Annotated in this window: 9 protein-coding genes and 3 pseudogenes; 3 read left to right on the forward strand and 9 right to left on the reverse strand. The window is 44.9% G+C overall.

Annotated features, from left to right (window positions below):
• Positions 1-423: pseudogene (locus AB7038_RS13425) on the forward strand (integrase core domain-containing protein); the annotation flags it as partial.
• An 18-nt stretch (positions 424-441) separates the two neighbouring features.
• A pseudogene (locus AB7038_RS13430) lies at positions 442-573 on the forward strand (N-acetylneuraminate lyase); the annotation flags it as partial.
• A 217-nt stretch (positions 574-790) separates the two neighbouring features.
• On the opposite strand, the gene AB7038_RS13435 reads toward AB7038_RS13430, so the two are convergent.
• The 6 genes and pseudogenes from AB7038_RS13435 to AB7038_RS13460 form a co-directional block, all read right to left on the reverse strand.
• A complete protein-coding gene (locus AB7038_RS13435) occupies positions 791-1468 on the reverse strand; it encodes a class I SAM-dependent methyltransferase (protein WP_369453476.1) in 678 nt (225 codons plus the stop codon).
• A gap of 338 nt (positions 1469-1806) precedes the next feature.
• A complete protein-coding gene (locus AB7038_RS13440; RefSeq protein WP_369453477.1) occupies positions 1807-2385 on the reverse strand; it encodes a hypothetical protein in 579 nt (192 codons plus the stop codon).
• Between the two features lie 257 nt (positions 2386-2642).
• A complete protein-coding gene (locus AB7038_RS13445) occupies positions 2643-3335 on the reverse strand; it encodes an ABC transporter ATP-binding protein (protein ID WP_368889952.1) in 693 nt (230 codons plus the stop codon).
• A gap of 21 nt (positions 3336-3356) precedes the next feature.
• Positions 3357-5057: an ABC transporter permease gene (locus AB7038_RS13450; RefSeq protein WP_368889953.1), complete on the reverse strand. Its 1701-nt coding sequence runs from the start codon at positions 5055-5057 to the stop codon at positions 3357-3359.
• On the reverse strand, positions 5041-6075 hold the full coding sequence (locus AB7038_RS13455) for a Fe(3+) ABC transporter substrate-binding protein (RefSeq protein ID WP_439958106.1): 1035 nt from the start codon (positions 6073-6075) through the stop codon (positions 5041-5043). Before AB7038_RS13455 ends, AB7038_RS13450 begins: the two co-directional genes overlap by 17 nt.
• Positions 6076-6234: 159 nt before the next feature.
• A pseudogene (locus AB7038_RS13460) lies at positions 6235-6404 on the reverse strand (IS3 family transposase); the annotation flags it as partial.
• Between the two features lie 787 nt (positions 6405-7191).
• On the opposite strand from AB7038_RS13460, the gene AB7038_RS13465 reads away from it, so the two are divergent.
• The gene (locus tag AB7038_RS13465) at positions 7192-9957 is read left to right on the forward strand and encodes an autotransporter outer membrane beta-barrel domain-containing protein (protein WP_369453479.1); all 2766 of its coding nucleotides are present in this window, start codon (positions 7192-7194) and stop codon (positions 9955-9957) included.
• A 74-nt stretch (positions 9958-10031) separates the two neighbouring features.
• On the opposite strand, the gene AB7038_RS13470 is transcribed toward AB7038_RS13465, so the two are convergent.
• From AB7038_RS13470 to AB7038_RS13480, 3 genes are read right to left on the reverse strand one after another with little or no spacing between them, the layout of a single operon-like run.
• Positions 10032-12860, reverse strand: a complete 2829-nt coding sequence (locus tag AB7038_RS13470) for an RHS repeat-associated core domain-containing protein (protein WP_369453480.1) — start codon at positions 12858-12860, stop codon at positions 10032-10034.
• Positions 12861-12872: 12 nt separating this feature from the next.
• Positions 12873-17129, reverse strand: a complete 4257-nt coding sequence (locus tag AB7038_RS13475) for a hypothetical protein (RefSeq protein WP_369453481.1) — start codon at positions 17127-17129, stop codon at positions 12873-12875.
• Between the two features lie 50 nt (positions 17130-17179).
• The gene (locus tag AB7038_RS13480) at positions 17180-21673 is read right to left on the reverse strand and encodes a SpvB/TcaC N-terminal domain-containing protein (RefSeq protein WP_369453482.1); all 4494 of its coding nucleotides are present in this window, start codon (positions 21671-21673) and stop codon (positions 17180-17182) included.
• Between the last annotated feature and the right edge of the window lie 10 nt (positions 21674-21683).

The following is a 21683-nucleotide window of genomic DNA, read 5'->3' on the forward strand; positions in this document are numbered from 1 at the left end:
TTTAACCGTGAAGCCCTGGCGATAGAAATTGATCTGAATATCCCGGCCCAACGCGTTGTCCGGGTATTGGACAGAATTGTTGCCACACGCGGATATCCGGTGAAAATGCGGATGGATAATGGTCCGGTGCTTATATCACTGACACTGGCACACTGGGCAGAAGAGCATGGCGTGATACTGGAATTTATTAAACCGGGTAAGCCGACTCAAAACGCTTTTATCGAGCGTTTTAACCGGACATACCGGACTGAAATACTGGATTTTTATCTGTTCCGGACACTGAATGAAGTACAGTAAATCACAGAATGCTGGCTGAGGGAATATAACCGGGAGCGTCCACATGAATCCCTGAATAATCTGACGCCGGAAGAATACCGGTTATTAGCTGAAAATAACGAAATCTCAAAAAGTGTGTGGAACTGAAACAGGTGTACTTACAGTGTTGCTGCAGGTAAAGTTGCAATGCAATTACATGGTATTGATGTTGGTGACCCCCGCCGTCCACTACGCCCATTAACTGCAGCACAAAAAACGGATGCATTAGCAAAATTTAAAGCGGCCGGTTTTCTATAATTAACTTTACTCTTGTTGAGTATTAACAACACAAGCTTGCTTTTTTACATCTCCCCCATTTGATGATAACAGTGGCCTTCGAAGTGAAAGCCACTTTTTATTTCTTAATAATATTCCCCCAATCAGTTATCCGATTAAGCTGAATAACATCATGTGTAAAATCAAAAAAAGAATATATTATCACCTGTATAAGAAAATCATTCTTTATTACAGATAATTATATTTTACTACACTTGATTTTTTTATTTTTAGCAGTGAACAATGCAACCGCCCCCTGAATATTAACAGAAACATCTTCAAACAAAGAAGCAAGTATCGTTTCAAGTGAATCCGCAGAGTCATAAACATTGCTAAAAATTCCTTTTTTATTATAAACTGACATTAGCTTATTTCCAAAACGATTATGCTTAACCCCCTTTCCAAGAATAGTCGCACCATATAAAGTGCCATCATCCTTAAGTGTTTCACTGATATTTATTATCGCTTGTTTCTTATCACTCATTTTCCCTGGCAAGCAATGTAATAAATAAAATATGGATACTGAATCAAATGCCCCTCTCAACTCATCAGTAAATCTGTTAAAAATATCATGACAGAAACAAGAGTTTAATTTCTCATCAGAAATATATTTTTTAGCATATTCTAAACTGTGAATATTAAGATCGGAAAGCGTTATTTTATTAATTTTATCTGCGGATTTCTTTAAATAAAAACCAGTCCCAACACCAATATCCATATGGTTGTTACCAAGATGAGATTTAAAGTGAGGAATTAAAAATTCATCAGTATTACAACGCCATGCATAGTTATTAGATATATTTAGTACCCACCAGTCATATAGAGCCAAAGAGAGAGGTGTATATACTTTAGAACCATCGTTTGTGCTCAATGACATAAAACCCTCAGAATAGAAAACATATATATTATTTTTTTATTATTTGTTTTGATAGTCGGAAATAATGAGTAATAAATCAGGTTATCATATGCTATAAGTGCATGATAACAAACCTGATGTTATTCAGAATTATTTATATCACATACCATCCCTGGTATGCTTCATCCGTGATAACCATAAATCACATATTTTTCTAAAAATTTCTCAGAAAACACTTACACAGATACCGGATAAAAACCACGAAGTCACGAAATACAAAATAACCAAACGCAATCATAACGATTAAAATTAACGCTATTCACACAAGTAAATTAACAAGTTATATTTTCATTATTTCTTTATCTCTTTCGAAGTATTTTCATTGAGCTAATGCTGTGTGGAAAATCATCTGCATTTCCCTTTCCTGAAGAGCGGGTATAATAGTCACCCTGAAAGTTTTTTTCTTTGAAAAACCGCACTGTCCATCCATCCGGAATATCAAACGACATAATTTTATTATCAAAATTATATGTACTAAAATCATCAATACTTTCATTTACCAGCAAATGCTGACCTGTTTGATCAAATCCATTAAATAATACAATAGCAGAGAGCCCCTGGTGACGACTATCTCCATTACTCAGTATCACCGTTGCTGTAGTACACATGGCATCTTTTGGCGTACAAAAAATACTATTACTACCCTCTTTATTTTGACAAGACTGACTGGCGTTGAATTGTGCTTGTGTTTTTTTCACATCAACACCGGCATACATCTTGTTAAATGGGGTTAATACACATACATATACACTTTCTTTAAACTCCCGATTATCAGGATAAGAGTACACAGGGGAATTCACCGTTACGTGAATATTATCAGCTATTGCAACCAAAGGTAGTCCTATCAATAAAAACAAACCTATAACTCGTTTTTTCATATTAAATTCCAAATCTATTTTTACCACTGCGGATCAAAGGGGTCTGTATCCGGGCTATACGGAATCAGATGTCTTCCCCATATGCTTTACAGCTTTCAATTGAAAATCTTCCCTAAAAGACTATCCTGTAAAGATAAATAGCACATATGCCCCGTTGCGGAAAACCAGAACAACACAGGGAAAAGAACGGTCAGATGGTACAAAAAATAAAATCGTAGTATCAACTTTCCCGTACACTATTTATCTCATTTTTTATTTTAAATATTTTTGGTTTTCTCATCATTCTGAATTAATCTGCCATTTTTCAGGTAGTTAATTTTGTCAGCCATCAATTGTGCTTCATCTTCGCTGTGAGTCACTAACAATGCTGTTTGCCCGGCTTCCCGCAAAATATCTCTCACTTCCAGCCCTAAACGTTTACGGCTATCCGGATCTAAGCTCGACAAAGGCTCATCTAACAACAATACTGCCGGCTGTGTCGCCAATGCACGCGCTAAAGCAATACGTTGCTGTTGCCCACCAGACATTTCATGTGGATAACGCCCGGCAAGTTCTTTTAATTCCACTAAATCCAGCAGTGTCTGAACTCGTGTTTGCTGATATCCTTTCGGTTGTTTTCTCAGACCGAAAGCAATATTTTGCGCTGCGGTTAAATGGGGGAACAGCGCGTAATCCTGAAATACCATTCCCACATTGCGTTGTTCCGGCGGAAGATGAAGGCCCTCTCCTGCAACACAGCGGCCGCCAACATGGATGGTTCCCTGCTCTGTACGTTCAAACCCTGCAATAGCACGTAATGCAGTGCTTTTTCCGCAGCCGGAAGTACCGAGAAGACAGCCGATCTCCCCTGCATTAATGTGCAAAGAAAAGCCTTTCAGAACATGATTACGTTGATGTTTACTCCCGTAAGAGACATGCACATTATCAAGAACTAACGTTGTGTCTGACACCTGATGACGACTCCCTTCTGATTATCGTTGTTTTGGCCCAGATGAAGATAATTGACTACGTGCTAATAGTATTACCGGGAGCGTTCCGGCCAATACAATCAGTAATGCTGCAACAGCCCCCTCCTCATAAGTACCTCTCGCCGCTTCTGCATACAAAGATGTTGCTAATGTTTCAAAGTTAACCGGACGAAGTAATAAAGTAGCCGGTAACTCTTTCATCACATCAGCAAAAACCAGCAAAGCACTTGTCACTAATGCCGGACGCAATAACGGTAAATGTACGCGGAAAAAGGTTCCCGACTCACTTTCACCAAGTAATCTTGAGGCCTGTTCCATGCCCGGCGGAATACGGGTTAACCCGGCATCAATCGCCCCGACTGAAATCGCCATAAAGCGGATAGAACAACAGATAACTAATAAAACACCCGAAGAGAGCAGTGGTAAACCGCGATAATTGAACAATTCGGCCAGTATATTATCCAACGCCATACCCGGTGTTAATAACCCGATGGCCAATACCGTTCCCGGCACCGCATAGCCCAATGAGGCAACTTTCATCAATGTACGTCTGGCCTCCGGAGCTCCCCCCGAAATCGCACTTGATCTCGCATACCACGCCACAATCAGGCTGACAAAAGTAACCACAAGGGTAACTCCTGCCGCTAATAATAATGAGTTTTGTAATGATTGCAGGAGGCTGGCAGAAATTTCCATACTATCACTAAAACGCCTGATACTTTCCCAACCCAGAAATAGTGCAGGGGCAACAAAGCCCAGTAAAACAGGCAGAGAAGTCAATAAAGTCGCCAGCCATGCGTGAATTCCCGTTAATCGTGCCGGTAAAATTCCCCGCATTTGCCGGCCGGAACTATAACGCTGATTCTTGCGCCCATAATATTCCAGGGCCAGCAACAGAATAATTACCGTCAACATGGAGCACGCAATTTGCGCTGCTGCCGCCAAATCAGAACGCGTCACCCACGTGGTATACACTGTGACTGTCAGAGTATTCACGCCAAGGAATTCGGATGCACCAATATCATTCAGTGTTTCCAGTAATGCTAAGCTTGTTCCTACCACCAGTGCGGGACGTGCCATTGGCAGCGCCACCCGGAAAAATGAGCCGGTTGAACTTAAACCAAGTGTGCGGGCTGCTTCCAGTAAATGCGCCGGCTGGCTCATAAACATCGCCCGCATGGTGAGATAAACATACGGATATAACACCAGACCCAATAACAAAATCGCGCCGGTCATGGAGCGAAGGTCCGGAAGCCTGAACTCACGGGGGCTGCTATAGCCCAGCAGGCTGCGAATGACTTCCTGAACCGGCCCGATGGGATGCAGTAAATCAAGCCAGGCAAATGCCACTATGTAGGTTGGCATGGCGAGGGGAAGCAGCAATGCCCAACTAAATAGTCGCTTTCCCGGGAAATCAAATGCAGTGACTAACCAGGCGCAACCCGCACCAATAAGCATGACCAGTACGCCGACACCAAGTAATAAAATCAGGGTATTGAGTATCGCATCAGGCAACACATACTTCAGTAAATGTTCCCAATGACTGACACCTGAGCTTACCGCGAGCCATAACAGGAATAACAAAGGGGTCATTACACCAAGCGTAATGACCACTACAGTAAGACTTAAAGGCGAAAAACCGAAACGCGGCGCCCCTGAGGCGCCACGTAAATCGGATAAGCCTGTTTTATTGATCGAATCCAACTTTATCTACCAACTGGCTGGCTTGTTTACGGTGTTTAACGATTTCAGCCAGTGGAATGTTATCAACATTGATTTCACCAATCGCACTGTTGATAGTCGCATCCAAAGGAACCCCTTTACGGATTGGATATTCGTAGTTAGCTTGCGCATACAGCTGCTGAGCAGGAACGGAAACTAAATACTCCATCAATTTCACAGCTTGTTCTTTATGTGGCGCATTGCGGGCAACTGCAGCACCAGTGATATTGACGTGCGTTCCGCCACTGGTAAAGGTTGGCTGAACGACTTTAATGGCATCCCCCCACTGACGGGCATCAGTCCCTTCTTTCGCATTTTTCATATGACCAACATAGTAGGAGTTCGCTAAGCCAACATCACAGATACCACCGAGGATGTCACGGGCAACATCACGATCGCCACCAGCAGCTTTACGGGCTAAGTTATTTTTCACGCCACGTAACCACGCTTCTGTTTTCGCTTCACCATCATGAGCAATCATTGCGGCTACTAATGCTGTGTTATAGGGGTGTTGTCCCGCACGAATACAGATTTTGCCTTTCCATTGCGGGTCTGCCAGGTTTTCATACGTGATGCTGTTTAATGGTATGGATTTTTCTGCATACAACACACGTGCACGCATTGACAAACCAAACCATTGGTTGTCTTTATCACGTAAAGAAGCCGGAATAACTTCTGTTAATACTTCGGATTGAACAGGTTGAGTTACACCTGCTTCAACTAAATCGATGAGGTTACCTGCATCAACTGTCATTAATAAGTCAGCCGGAGAGTTTTTACCTTCGGCTTTTACTCGTTCTAACATGCCATCTTTGATATAGACAGTATTTACATCAATGGCTGTTTCTTTTGTAAAGGCATCGAGAAGAGGCTGAATTAAGCCCGGTTCACGCGTGGTATATAAAGTGAGGGAATCTTTTGCCATCGCTGGTAATGCACAGGTAACCATAAGCGATGATGCCAACGTAACCAAACGAATCTTATTACATGAAAAAAACATTTTTTTCAACATGTTACGACCTTCTCCATAGTGAAGTGATGCTTAATTTAATCTATTGGATATCTTGCAGGCTGTAAAAAAGTATATATGATAATGAGTATCGTTTGCAAATTAGTTTCATTAAAAAATAGTAAAGTTAAGTTATAACTAAAATGAATGCATTTTAAGGTAATCGGAGATCTCTGTTCGGGCCAAACTCCGGGCCTTATAAATACGCTTTCTGATGTACTCTTTTTTCAGTAAAACGATTCGATCAAAGCATTATCGCGGCAGTTGCCACTCCGTCTGATACTCTGTACCGGGTTGTTGGCCCGGCAGAAGCGCAACCAGTGCCAGTTTGCGTGAAAGGTTAGATTTAATAGCTCCCCTCACCCGGGCTGAATTATCTACTGTGGTGGGGTGTCAGCTCAGAACATGGCTGTCAATATATAAAAAAGGGGCATATTGTGGGTCCTGACAAAAAGATAAAATGGGTTTACATTAAAAATCAATTCATTAAATATCTGAATGTTCCCGAGTCCGGGCACCACTATTCAAAGAACCCGCCTTACGGCGGGTTTATTCTTTTCAGGCTGCTGTAAACCTATTTTCCGCTCCCCTGCCTGATCAAAATCACATTCATCTGTTCTCTGCCAGCTGAGCTTTCCTGTCCGCCGAATAGATATCCTCAACACTACTTCGCCGCAACGAATATTATAGAAATAACGTAGCACTTGTAATGTGCACCATAAAACACCTTACTTCATTCAATATCCGAACCGGAATATTTTTCATTGCCTCTGAAAGTAATTTATTAAAATAGATACAGCCGGATAAACCATCCCGTATTTTTCACCCGTCACTGTTATTCTCTCACTATTCTTAAATTGTTACACATTACCGTCTTATTACAACACAGATGAGTAGAGACATACGCGTCTGAGTGGTATTTTTCTTATCAGCGGGCTGTATATCCTAACTATCACCGGCAGACGGTATTTACCGGCTGTTTCATTATTTTATTACCTATTAAAAAATAATATTCCGTTTTATTTCCGGACGGTTTTTTTACAGCCCACAGAACCACATTCAATCTGATAAATAATTTTAATTCGCTTTTATAGCAAGGATTTGGATATGACATTTAATAATTCAGTGCTGATTGCACTGTTTTCCGCTTCTTTCAGCGCTTATGCCACGGAACCACCGCCACCTTATCAGTCAGAGGTTGAATCTCCTGATATTAATACCATTCTCAGCAGTGCCACTGACGGCTGGCCGACCGCAAAAGATAAGTGGGATAATAAATATCAGTCAATTATCACCGGTAACCAATATATTAATGGTCAGACATTAACCAGAACCTGGTTCCCGGAACAATTTCTTTATGTCGAAAATAACTCTTACAGCCTGAATAACACCATTGATTCCTTCCAGACCACATTCCGGAGCGGCAGTGTCGCTATCGGAAATATAGTCAAAGGCGGAATTACCAATCCGTCTGATCCTTCCAAAGTCTATCGCGGCTTTATGTCGATGATGGAAGATTCCGTAGCGTATAACACCATTGTTGAAGATAACGGCAGCCTCAGTCTGGGAAATGATGCAAAAGCGTATAACACCACCGTAAATGCCGGCGGCAGAATGGTTGTCGGTACACGGGGCTATGCGCAGGCGATTCTTATCGACGGCGGTTATCTGGAGCAATCCGTTACCAGCACCTCAAATACCAAAGATGTCATTGTCGTGAATGGCGGACAGCATATTATCTACGGCGGTACGGCAACCAACAGCCATATCGGCAGCGGCAGCTATCAGATGAGCAGCGGCACCACGATAGATACCGTGCTGTATGACGGTGCTGTCCAGCAAATCTATTCCGGAAAAGGTGCTGACCGCAATACTATCGTTAATCACGGCGCATTGCAGTTTATTACCTACGGCAGTGCGGAAGATACCCGTGTTTACGGTACTCAGATTATTACCGGTGTTGACGGGGAATGGGAAAACGGCGAGTGGACATCCGACGATTCTTTCCGGATTGATGATCAGACAGCCAAAAATGCCACCATTTATGCAGGCGGTGTACAGCGTATTCAGACCGGCGAGGCTATTGATACTCAGGTTTACGGGCAGCAGATTGTCAGCGGCAAAAAAGGCGGCTGGACCGGCGGACAGTGGGTTGAACAGGATGCCTGGATTGGCAAAGATCAGGTTGCGACCGGGTCTGTGATCCATCAGGGCGGTGAGCAGATTGTTGAATACTATGCCGATGCGGTTGGTACGCTGGTTAACGGCGGAACACAGTTGGTCAAGGAGTTTGGTCATATTCAGGATACTACCGTTGAAAACGGCGGTTCATCTTTTATCGCTTACGGTGCCTACTCCACCGGCGAACTGAATGTGAATAACGGTTCAGTAACGATGGAAGGCGGTAGTCTTCACAGCTGGACCGGTGCTCTGGACGGTAAAGGCGCTTATGTTACCCGCCTTAATCTGGCCGGTGACAATGCGTTTATGTATCTGCAGCATAATGACACCACCAGCGAATCCGAAGCGACCATTGAAACACTGGCTAACAACGGCACCGTGGTATTCGGCAGCAGCGACGGCAGTGATGCCGGTAAATACAGCCGTTTACAGATTTCAGATCTGACCGGTTCCGGCACCTTTGTGATGAACACCAATATTAACGGCGGTACCGGTGATTTCCTGAATATCAGCAACAGTATCAGCGGTGAGTTTAATGTCAGAGTGATGGATTCCGGTCAGGAGCTGAAAAGCCGCGGCGGTGTGAACCCTCATCATCTGATCTTTGCCAACGGCAGTGACAGCAACAGCTTTGCGCTGGTGAACGGCAGTGTTGATCTGGGCGCTTATAAATATTACCTGGTACAGGGTGATGAACAGGACAGCGATAACTGGTATTTATCACCGAAAGCAACCGATCCGGCACCAAACCCGGATCCGGGTCCTGATCCTGATCCGAAGCCTGAAATTTCTGAAAGCGGTAAAAACGCTATCGCGATGGCCAACGTGACACCAACTATCTGGAACAGCGAATTATCCACACTGAGAACCCGGCTGGGCGATCTGCGTGATAACCAGACGGCACAGGATGGTGTGTGGGGCAAATATATCGGCAGCCGTAACCGCATCTCAACCAGTAATGTCGGCTACACGCAGGATATGAACGGGCTGATGCTGGGCAGCGACCACGCGATTACGCTGGAAAACGGCCGCCTGCTGGTCGGTGGAATGTTCTCCTACACCCATTCAGAACTGGATGCCCGTACCAGTGACGGTAAGGTAGACAGCTTAGGTCTTGGTGTCTACACCACCTGGATGCACAACAGCGGTTACTATGTGGATGGCGTGCTGAAAGCCAACCATTTCAGAACCAAAAACAGTGCACAATTTAATGACGGAAAAACCACCGCCAAAGATAACACCAACGGCATCGGTTTCTCTGTGGAAGGCGGTAAACACATCACCGCAGGCAGTTACTTTATCGAGCCTTATGTACTGGGATCTTACTTCCGCGGCGAGAAAACAGACTACCGTTTCAGCAGCGATATGAAAGTGAAAGCGGACGCTGCAGAATCTGTTAAAGGTGAAATTGGTACCACCTTCGGTAAGACGTTTGTCACTGAAAGCGGCGGACTGATTAAACCTTATGCCCGCCTGGCGATCAGCCACGAGTTCAAAAAGAACAATGACGTGGTGATTAATGACACTGAATCATTCAGCAATGATATGTCCGGAACCGTCGGAAAATACGGTGTGGGTCTGACAGCACAGATGAATAACCAATGGTCGGCCTATGCAGAATTCAACTATGCCAAAGGCAGTCATGTGGAAACCCCTTACAGCGGCAACCTGGGTATCCGTTACAGTTTCTGATAACTCATACAGTACAGAATGACAAAACCGGCCTTTAAGGCCGGTTTTTTGTTTTACTGAATAAAATGATCGTTTCAGCGGCGGTAAGTATGCTGAGACTGATACCACCACAACAAGCCGAATATCGTGGCAGATAATGCCAGTGATGAGATGGCCGGTGTAATCCGGTTATTTGAACCGGGCAGAAGTAGCGCATTTTCATCTTCCCAGCCTTCCGCAATATTAAAAGTTTCATATATACGGGAAGATCTGCCGGATATAACAGAATCGGTGTCAGATATAACAGAATCGATGTCAGATATAAAAGAATCAGTGTCAGATTCGTCAACACTCACGATACTCATCCTTTCGATATCATCCCAGCCAGCATTATCCCAATTCTCTGTAACCTGCATTGCACCCTGCCAATCCGGAATAGCAAATATTTCCTCAGTATCAATCCAATCAAACTCTAAGTCATCACCATCGTACTCCATGAAATCAGCGGAGTTATCCCACTCCATATTATCCGGTGCATGTGTCAGAGTCGTCTCGGATACACTGATTCTGTCCTCTGATCCGTCCTCTGCCGGTAGCAATGGCTCCATTAATTCCATGTCCTCTGAGCCGCCTGCTGTACCTCTGAAACGCTGTAATGCAGAACGGATCCCGCTGATAACACTTCTGATTGCCCGCCCTATCCGGGCGATTCCCTGTGCGACAGCGGTTAAAGGACGGCTCAGCACTCTCCCGGCGCTGCGCAACCGATCACCAATACTCTTCTGCGGTAACGGTTCGGTGGTGGTGTTATATACCTGCGATGCCATTCTTTGATATTCGGATGGAGCCCACAACTCCTGCATTTCAAATTCCTCAGCTCCGGTTTTGGCCGTCAGACCGGCGGTATCCCTGTATGTCACCGGGTTATTATGCACCATACAATAGGCATTCATACCATCTGCTATTCCCAGCGGATCCGGCGAGATCCAGCGACACAACCACGGCGCATAATAACGGAAACCGTAGTCGTAAAGTCCGGTGAGGTTATCCCGTTCTTTATTGCTGTAACGATGATATTTATACTCTGCCTCACTTTCACTCCGTGAGCTGAACAGTGAGGTACCGCCGAACGGATAATATTCCTCCTGCGTAATAATATCGCCCTCTGCACTCAGCTCCAGCGCAACCGAGCCCTGCGCATCAAGGCAATTATAACGCATCAGGGAAAGCGGTATCTCTTTCTTTTCCGGTTCCCGTTCAGAAAGGCATACCACCGCTGAATGCCCGGCCAGCGGGAAGCTCAGTGAGTAATGACTGCCTTGTGATTTACCGTCATAGTCATACTCACACAAACGCATACCGGAAATATACGTCACGGTTTCCCGGCGGCGGGCCTGAGTGATACCGTCGGCAATCCGGCTGCTGAGTTTACTGCAACGCTGACCGCTGCTGTCATACTGATAAAACTCATAATCTGTCGCACCGTTTGCCCGCCGTACGCCATCGGCACGGATAAGCTGCTGCTGTGAGTCGCGGTAAAAACGCACGCCGTTACTTTCTTTAAGATGACCAAAACTATCAAAAAACCGTTCTACTTCAGATGGGGTGACCGGCTGCGGCAGACTGCGGTTACTCTCCGGTGAAACAGAAAAAAACTGAGTCCAGTTATTTTGCCCGGCACTGTGACGAAGTTGCGTCATATTGCCCGCATTATCATAGTCATACCATCTTTGATAATTCACCAACTGCTGTGACCCGCTGATAAGCGGCGTGATGGTACTTTTGCCGCCATTCAGCGCTTCACGGCCCGCCGCATAACGTAACCGGTAACAGGAGTCGTAATGATACTGGTTATGCGCGGTGACCCGCAGATTATCGAAATACTGATCTTCCCGGCCCTGATCATAACGTTCGGTGACATTACCGGCGGGATCATACTGATACGAAATATCCTGAATCGGATAACGGGTTTTATTCTCCGCCGGATGCCACGTTGAAATACGCAGCAGCCGTTTTGTGAAATGTTCCTGCGCATAATAGCGGGTCACACCATTACCCAGCATTTCCTGCTGACACGCACCATTGGCATGATAACCGACAGATACCAACAATGTATGCTGGTTCCCGCCCTCATCGGTCAGATAGCTGCTGATAAGCTGCCCGCGCCGGTTGTACCTGTTTCGCCGTGTATAAACAGAACGTTCCTGCACCGCGTCATGACAGGACAACGATAGCTGCCGGACGGCACCGGAGCCGGATAAATCATTACGGCTGACCCACGTCCGGGTCTCTGCTTCAGGCGGGTGATTCAAATCCGCACTCCGGTCACGTACCGACCAGAAACGGCGGCTGAATGATTTATTTTTGCCGGTGATATCAAACTCCGTAAAGGTTTCAGTCCCGGCACCATTCTGTATTTCGGTACACTGACCACGACAATTATATTCTTCAGCATTATCAACCCCGTCGCTGTAACGCCGGGTCTGTAATAAAATTTCCTCTGTTCCGTCCAGACTACGCAGCGACAGCAAACGTCCCTTACGATCATAGGAAAAACGCTGGCTGACAGCACCTTCTCCGGGGTTTTTTGTTGTCCATTCCGGCTGCCCGTCAGTATGTAACAGGCTTAATGATTCACCACTGTCGATACTGACCTGATGAACAGGGCGCTGCAGTAAATCCGTGGCAGAAACCAGGTTCTGATATCTGTGTTCATTTCCCTGTGCAGGGGTACTGAAACGCGGATCGGTACACATCTGCATTTCCCCTCTTGCGCCGTACTGATAACGGGTAATTAACGCTTCAGGCGTATCCGCACTATCATTGCGGTTAAAATCAACCACCCGCGCTGTCAGACCTCTCGGGTCAAATACCGTCATCTGCGGGGTATCCGCACACAGCTCACCAATGTCAGATAAATTCATGATATTTTCTCCTTATACGTTCGGCGGAGTCAGATTCATTTCAAAACATGCCTGCTGTAACTCAATAACTTCCGGCTGATAAAATAATCCCTGCTGATCCTGTGCGATCCACGCCATTTTCAGACGATAATTGCGGGTATCCGACCGGTGCTGATTTACTGGTGAGCATCTGCATACTGTCGTGCCATCCGGGCGGTTAAAATTGAAATGCGTTTTTATATTGCCGGTTTTATCCTTCACTGATATGGAAATAACCTGATTCTGAAACCAGTGATAATAATGTGTTTCTTCAGGAAGAACGGAAGTATCAACAACCTCCCGATCAAAAATCGTCCGGATCATAAGATGGTCATTATTGTAAGTATCCTGAATCTGCCGGAAAACAGCCGGTCCGCCTGCATATAGCGGCGGAGACTGAATAATCTGAATAACCTGATGTCCGTGACAATCATAAAGAAATGTTTTTATGGTTTTCCCGTTATCCGGATCTGTTATTATCATCCTGGCAACATTTTGCTCTCCGCCATATTCATACTCTTCTTTATAACCATCAGAACGGGTACGGGAAATCAGCATACCATCCTTATTCCACGCATATTTTTCTGTTTCCGGCCACCCGGCTTTAAAAGGGCAATGTGTCAGAGTATTCAGTGTGGCTGATTTATTATCATAATCATAACTGACAATATCGCTGACCCCCGAACTGAAACGCCGGGTACTGAGAATAAGTAATCCGTCTTCATTATATTTATGGCTCTGACCGGATAGTATCCTGCCTGTGTTGTTTGTCAGTAACAAGTCACCACTGTATTTAAAATCAACCAGTTCATTCAGGTTATTAAAATGATATGATTCTTTATAATAACGCTCACTCCTTTTCTCATGGTGACGACTTTTATCCGGAGGCGAAAATAAATCAATCTTTGTTATTTCAATGCGATCATTAACATCATAATTTAAAATTAGTGTACTTAATTGTTCCAGATTACCACTTTTTCTTTCTCCGGAAGAGCCAATCAGGCTATTATCCGATAATATTTCCGCCTTATGTATATTCCCTCTGGCGTTATAATAATAATTATAACGTAACCTTGTATATAACAGCGTATTTCTCTGTTTGTCATCATCCACATAAGTATACACAGTAACATTAATCATCCGGTTATTTTTATCATATTCCGGTTTGCAGAAGCACCTTACCTTCTCATTGACTACATACCATATACGATCTATATTACCATTACTTTTGTTATACTTATAAATTTCACGGCACTCATCATTACCGGATGAAATAATTTTACCTTCAGAACTGTATTTGCATTCTGATGATAAATATCTGATACGCTTGTATTCGTCTTTATAAAACAGATAGTCTGTTATTTTTTTCTTTATGTTATAGCCTGAATCCGAATATGATTCACTTAATATATAATGCCCTGTGTTATTCAGTGAATAACTGGCCTCTTCTTTTAATAACTCCCCCGTCTTATCATTATAGGTAAAACTCTGTTTCCAGTCACTATGCGGAAGCGATGGTGTTGACAAAGCGATTTCATTAAGTTTATCACCCGATGTCCTTATGTATCTCCATTCATTTCCCGAACCTATTTTTATAAATTCAGGATAAGAGGAAGAACCGACTGAGTTATATCTTAATTTTTGAACAAACTGATTTCTCTCTTTTAATATAACCCGTCCCAACAGATCATATTCATAGGCTTCAATACGTCTTTTATTAAGATAGTGCGCTGATAATTTATCATTACCAAAGCGTTTATCATAACTGTATCGCTGAATCCGGTCACGACCATCTGCTGTTATTTTTTCTTCTGATAAACCACCTTGATCATTATATAAAAATATTGTCTTAGATTTAATTCCACCATGTTCTATAATTGTTTTCCCTGAGCATAACCCAAACCCGTTGAACGTATATCTTTCCATTCTTTTTTTCACAACCGTTATTTTTTCATAAATATCACCGGATATATTTATTTTACTTCTGACCATTTTCCCCTTGTTTTCTTTAACTGTTTTTACTCTTTTGATGTAATCATAATTAATATTGGTTCTTATCAAACCACTCCCGTTCAGCATAATAACATCATCATTGTAATTCCACTTATAGACTTTATTTTCGTTACAAATAAGCACGGGTTGTTTTTTATTACCATCAAAAGAATAATCATATGTGATTTCTTTTATAATTCGATTGCGGCCATCATATTGATATGACTTCCTTAAGAAAACCTCATATCCGGGCACTTTTATTTTTTCAGAAACAACTTTCCCCCTTCGGTTATAGATAAAAGAATTAACCTTATCACTTTTATCACCGCTAACCCGATTAACCGTTCCTTTTTTATCATCATACGTGTATACACATTTGATATTATTATTTACATCTGAGTAAAAACTGATAATTTCCTTTTCTCTTCCTAATTTATCAAATACATACCGAATAGTCTTTCCACCTTCCTTTTTTTCTTCTTCTGTATCACCGGTATTGTAATTGGTAGTTACGCCTGTAACATTATTAAAATTCACCTCACCAGATACAACATTCTTTGAGTAAGAAATTGTTTTTTTACTCACATCCACAGTGTATTGATAAATATAAGATATGACTATTTCATTATTAACGCCATCACTTAAAAATGATGTTTTTTCTTCTTTTAACACACCAGACATCAGTACACTTACAGCACCAGAATCTCCGGAAAAATAATCATAATCCTTTATTTCACTAACCACCCTGCTGTTACTTACATTATATTCAACTGCCATTTCTTTATGTTTAACTTTTATAATAGAACAATTTACCAATTTACTATAGTGATATAATGTACTCTTTTTATAAGGTATATCATTACCGGCAGGAATGACTCTTTTTTCTTTAATATAGTTATCAAAGCCGAATGGATCCGGCGGACATTCATCCTGATATCCATTCTTCCCGTCATAGTAGGTAAAGATCGTCCTTATTCCCCGGCGATCCTGATGCTCCAGAATATTGCCATATTTATCATGACGATAGGATTGGACCGCCGGAATGCCGCTTAACTTATTATTCTCAGCGTATTCTTTAATATTCACCGGGAGAAAAAAAGAAGGCCATATTTCTCCCTTATGATCCGGACATTCTCTGAGGTAACTATACGCTGTGATTATTTTATTTTTTTTCTTGTTAGGTCCTGAAGGTGATATCGCTTTTTCAGTGATAAGGTAATCATTATTATAAATATAGCTGACTACTTGGTTTCCTGATGTTACTTTGCGTGATATTTTATAGCCCGTCAGTAAAAAAAGATTATCTTTTTCATTCTGCCATTGTGTTACACCACCAACCCCGGCACCAAGGAAGTTGAAATCATTTGTTGTTTCATATTTTACAGTCACATACTTTTTCTCATCTTCCGATGTTCCGCTGTAAATATCATTTTCAGATACACCTTTAATTACCAGCGATAGTCCATGAGGCCGTTTCAATTCTTCATACCGAATCTTTTCTTTTCGGTTATGTTCCAGAAGTGATGTCAGCGATGTAATCAAAAGATAATTACTTTCATAAACCTGATACTGAAAAGTATAAAGCGATAATGTTTCACCTCCTGATTCAGATGTTGTCAACACTGAATTTAACTCATAAAACCCTGATTTGTTCTTATTCAGATAGTAATAATCTGTTCGCCGTGGGTTAGTAACAGAAACAATCGTATTATCACTATTCCGTCTGTCATAACTGACAGATAAAAGTGTGCCTCTGATCCCATCATAAACAGAGATAAGATAACCATCATCATACTGAAAATAAAGACGATATCCGTTAGGATAAAGAACGGAGGATAAATGTCCGTCCCGGATATCTTCTCTGATACCATTTTTGTAAAAAACAGAAATCAGGTTATCCGGATATTCCGTGCAGTAAAATGTTTTGCAATATTTGTCTTCCAGTTCTAACGTACGCCCTGATACCGGGACAGGCTGACTCTGTTCTTTAATCCAATAGACAGAACCATTTCCGAGGCGCAGCAGCTTTCTGTTATTTATTAATTTAATACAGGATAAATTCAGGTTCCATCCGGTTCCGAACCCCTCATCACTGTTGTCATACTGACTGAACCGTATGCCGGGAACAAAATCCGGTTCATTCATAAAATTCGTTTTAATAAAACCAAGGTCTATATTTTGAATATAGCAGCCTGTACGGCATTCGACACCGTTAACTGACCAGTCAATCCGGTTAAATACATTACTGGTAATCAGCATATTGCTACCCTCTTAAATTATCGTTGTACATTCAGATAGTCATGTTTAATTTAGTTATCATTTTCATTCTGTCCGTACCGTACCTGCGGCATTACATAGGGCTTCAGAATATTATCCCCCGGCGTCAGCGTGATACCGGCATCCGGTAACCAGGTTTCCCGTCCGCCGTTAAAATAATAGCGCTGAATATTGTCGGCATACCGTTTCGCTGAATACGGTTTATCAATTTCCGTCGGTTGCCCGTAAATTCCCCGATCCATCAATAATGCGTCACGGTTTCCGGGACCGGCTGATATATCACGCGGATACTGGAGCAGCCGCAGAAAATCAAAACCAGAAGAGAGGGTATCATTCTCATCATAGGTCAGATTAAACCAGGGAAAATAACGCTGACAGCGTAAATACCCTTCTGCATCCTCTGCAAATACCGGCTTGTTCTGCGCGTCATATCCGGTTACCTCACACGGAATAAGATCCGGCAAACGGGTATCAATAACAGGTTCATAACTGTCAGAAAACCAGGGGCTGAAACGACGGATGGCATTGCCGGATAATGTTAATTCCGCGGCCTGCATGATCCGCCAGCGGGTATCCGCCATGACTTCTTTCAGTTGGTTATCGTCCTGCAATAACACACCATCGGCACAAGGATAAGCCGCCCCGGGTTCATCGAGACTAAACTGCTGCCGCAAACGTCCGGCACCGTCAAAATACGTAATATCAATGCGGCATGGTGGCATGTCCGGCGTTCCGGGATAATCAGACGCGCTGATGGTCATCACCCATGCCGGCTGCGGATTATCACCACTGAGCTCATTTTCATGATACAACGTGACAGAGGACTGACCGCCTAACAACGTTTCTGATTTCTCAATCGCCTGTGCTAACGTCAGCGGCTCCGGTGGTGTAAATTCAGATACCGGCTTAAATCCGGTGGCTTTTCCCCCCTCAGTACCGTACTGACTGGCAGCGACAATATTACCGAACGCATTTAAACGGACTTCACGGGTATTATTATTGATGTCGCAAATACGCACCGGCTGCCAGAATCGCTCATCAATATCCGTAACCTGCGTTTTCTGACCAAATTCATCGGTAAAACCGTCTGCAGTTCTGTAATAGGTGTTGTAATGAAAGACCTGAACACCGCCGCGTGCATTTTTACTTTCCGCCGGTAAATAAAACCCTTCCGCATCCAGATAGGTCAGTGTGCTCCCTGATGAAACCCAGACTGACTGCTTCAGTTCTTCCGGGGTCCGCTTCTGATAGCCTGCTGCGCTCAGTTGTTGAGTCAGTTCATCATCACTGAGATGTGCGTGGTATGGCTGCAATGTGATGTCATTAAATACCGCCTGTTCATTGCCGGTGATCCTCGGCGGATAATTAATCTCTGCGCCGTCCTGCTGATAGATAGCTTTCTGCCATGCCAGCAGTGTCCGGGATTTACCCGCCAGCGGACTGTCTTTCGCCTGTAATATTTCCCGGCTGAATAAGATGTTGCCCTTCATTTCACTGCCGGTCAGCGAAATACTTTCCTGCCAACTGCATTCCGGCAGTACCGGCAGCCAGCGATCAGGCGTGATCATACTCAGTGAACGGCGGCGGGTTTCGGTAAACCAGCACAGGGACTGAGCATCATCAAATGAATTCTGCCACTGAAGCGGTGTGACCGCCGGATACGGGCTGTCCCCGTCCGCAGTGTGACGCGGCAGGAAAACCGTTATCTCATATAACGCTTCGCCGTACTCCGCGTAATCCATCACAATATGCTGCTGACAGGCGATATCCTTCTCTGACTGCTGATAATTAATACTCAGCGTTTCCAGTAACAGCGGGGCAGCACAGATAATGTCCTCATACTGCTGCAGCAGGCGGGCCTGATAACGGTATTCCTGTACGGAAAACGGAACCGTAATATTGTCTGAATCGAACAGTTCTTCCCGTAATAATGCACCTTTCAGGGCATAATGCAGAGCCGGGACGCTGTTATCCGTCACTATCCGGTCCTTACCTTCCTGCCAGCGTGTCAGTAATGAATCTGACGTTACCGGTGATGAAAAATACCCGTCGCGTTTTACTGCATCATCCGGCGCACCTGTGTGATACCAGCGGCGCAGCAGACGAGGCCTTTGCAGCGGGATGTCATTGCGGTTGTGGCTGTCACCACAGATATCTGTTTCATCCACCCGGTGATAACCGCAATAGCGGCGTTTATCCGCATCATAACGCCCGCCCCGGTAGCAATAGGTTGTATGACGCTCCTGACCGGTGATCAGATCCCGGCGGTATATACCGGAAAGCAGCGATAACCGCAGCGGAAGCCGACTCCGGCGTGATGGCTGCGCCTGTTTTTCATCCAGCCAGTAATCTGCCGAACTCCGGTAACTGAACTGCGTATAAAACCCGCTGTGATTGGTCATCGTTTTCAGCAGCCACGGCTGGCGGGATGTGAGGTTCAGCCGCCAGTGGCGTGCATTCATGTGGCGCTCACTGACAACCAGGCTGACACCTTGTCCGCTCAGTGCGGCAAATTGCAGTGTATTGAGATCATCCCAGGTAAAACCCTGCGGCCAGTTGATAAGCAATGGTTCAGCAAAGCCGTTTCCTGACAGATTCCGGTAATAGTTCAGCCCCGCCGGAGTGGCATAGAGAAGATCATCAGTACCGCTGCCGTCAATATCTGTCATATAAAGGTGCTGCGGGCGGAATTGTGTTTCCTTATCAATCTCACCCGGCAGATGCAGCTCAATGGCTTTGCCGAACTGTCCGTAACCGTTTCCCGGCCAGCAGCAGACACTGTTATAGCGGATGCGCGTTAAATGCGCCCCGCCGCTGCCGAGCGGATTCGCCAGTGCAACCCATTCACGGGCATCAGAAGAGGGTAACGGCAGGCATTCATCATTACAGGTGATCACCGCCGGTTCAAAACCGTCGCGGTTATTGGCATAAAAACGCACAGTATGCGGACCGATAAGGGCAATGCCCATCAATCCGTTACCGGCTAAGTCCGCAAACTGGCTCTGCGGCTGAAAAAATTCAGGCGGAAAAGCGGAAAACGGGGTAAAACCGGTTTTCTCCTGCTGCGGATTGAGTGTAAAAAAGCCGTTCAGATCCGGACGTAACACCACCCATTCCGGGAATCCGTCACCGTTAATATCGGCCAGCAGGTTTTCATCCCCCTGCTCAGACGGCATTAACGGCAGCGGCTGCCAGTCCGCATATTCGGCACCGTCAGGTGTCAGATCACTGCGTACCGGTGCCTGATATCCCCAAACACCTTCATGCCGGGAAAGCCATCCGGCATAACCTTCACCGTATAAATCCACCAGCAGCCCGGTACCGCGATCCACTTCCGGCCAGTTCATCAGCGGAACGTAATCCGTCTGTCCGGTGGTCAGTTTTGCATCGGTATACGTCAGTACGACCGGCGGTTTTTCGGCAACACGGAGCGTACCACCCACGGTTTCATACGCCAGCCGGGTAATACGGCTCAGGCAACTCATGGCCGGGCTTTCGCTATACTCAAGCAGATAACGGTTCACCATCACCGGATCACGTTTCAGGTCATCTGCTTTGCGGGAAAACATCAGGATCTGGCGGCACAACCGGCGGCAGCGGGTTTCAAAGCCAGAGGAATAGAGTGAAAACGGATCACGGCGCAGCAACCAGCCGGACTCCGGGGCAGCAGCCCATGGCGGCACTTCCGCTTTCTGTAATGTTCTTTCGCCGTAATCAAATACAATGTGCAGTAAAAACGTTTCCGGCGCGGGCATCTCCCCCGCCAGGCAATACAGGCTGTCGTGCGCTTTAATATTTGCATAATCTGTCCGCTGCGGATAAAGCCGGGTATTGCCGCCCGCCCGCTCTCCGCCACTGACCCCGGTATCATCCTCGCGGCGGTAGTGGAAGCAGATATGTTCGCCGTTAACGGCCAGAAACTCTTCCTGATACCATTCACTGATCCGCTGCTTATCTGCTTCGTCTGCCACCCGCGCACCGGCGGAATGACCAAAACAGGTCATCGAACCATCACTGTGATATACCAGCCAGAACTGCTGTGAGGTATCGGTTTCGCCCGTCCAGCGCTCAATCCGCTCATAGCGGTTTTCCGTCTGTGCGCGGTAACGACGGACGGTATACGGCTGTTCAAGGGTTATCCCCTGACATACCTGACTATTTTTTCTGACATCCGGCTGCCCGTCATCATGACGATATGCCGTTAATTCCCCGCCATCGGGGCCAAGAAAAACATCATCATCCTGATAGCGCGGCACGCCGTGCAGTGTGCTGCGGGAGATACAAGCGGTCTGCAATGACCAGCCGATACCGGTTTCCCCGTTGCCCGATGCCGAACTGTAATAAAGCCCGCATGACGGTGCCGTTCCTCTGCCGGGGCATACCGCAAAAGGAATAGCGGCAGTGGCCATGCCGTCAGCACCGGCGCCCGCGACAGTTTCTTCCATTCCCCCCGGGGTAACATTTCCGGAAGGCAATGATGGTGGCGTGATTGTGACTGTGTCGCCGGACCAGATAGTATTTTCCATAACCGAACCT

Origin of the sequence: Morganella morganii, assembly GCF_041099235.1 — a bacterium.
Lineage (GTDB): Bacteria > Pseudomonadota > Gammaproteobacteria > Enterobacterales > Enterobacteriaceae > Morganella > Morganella morganii_E.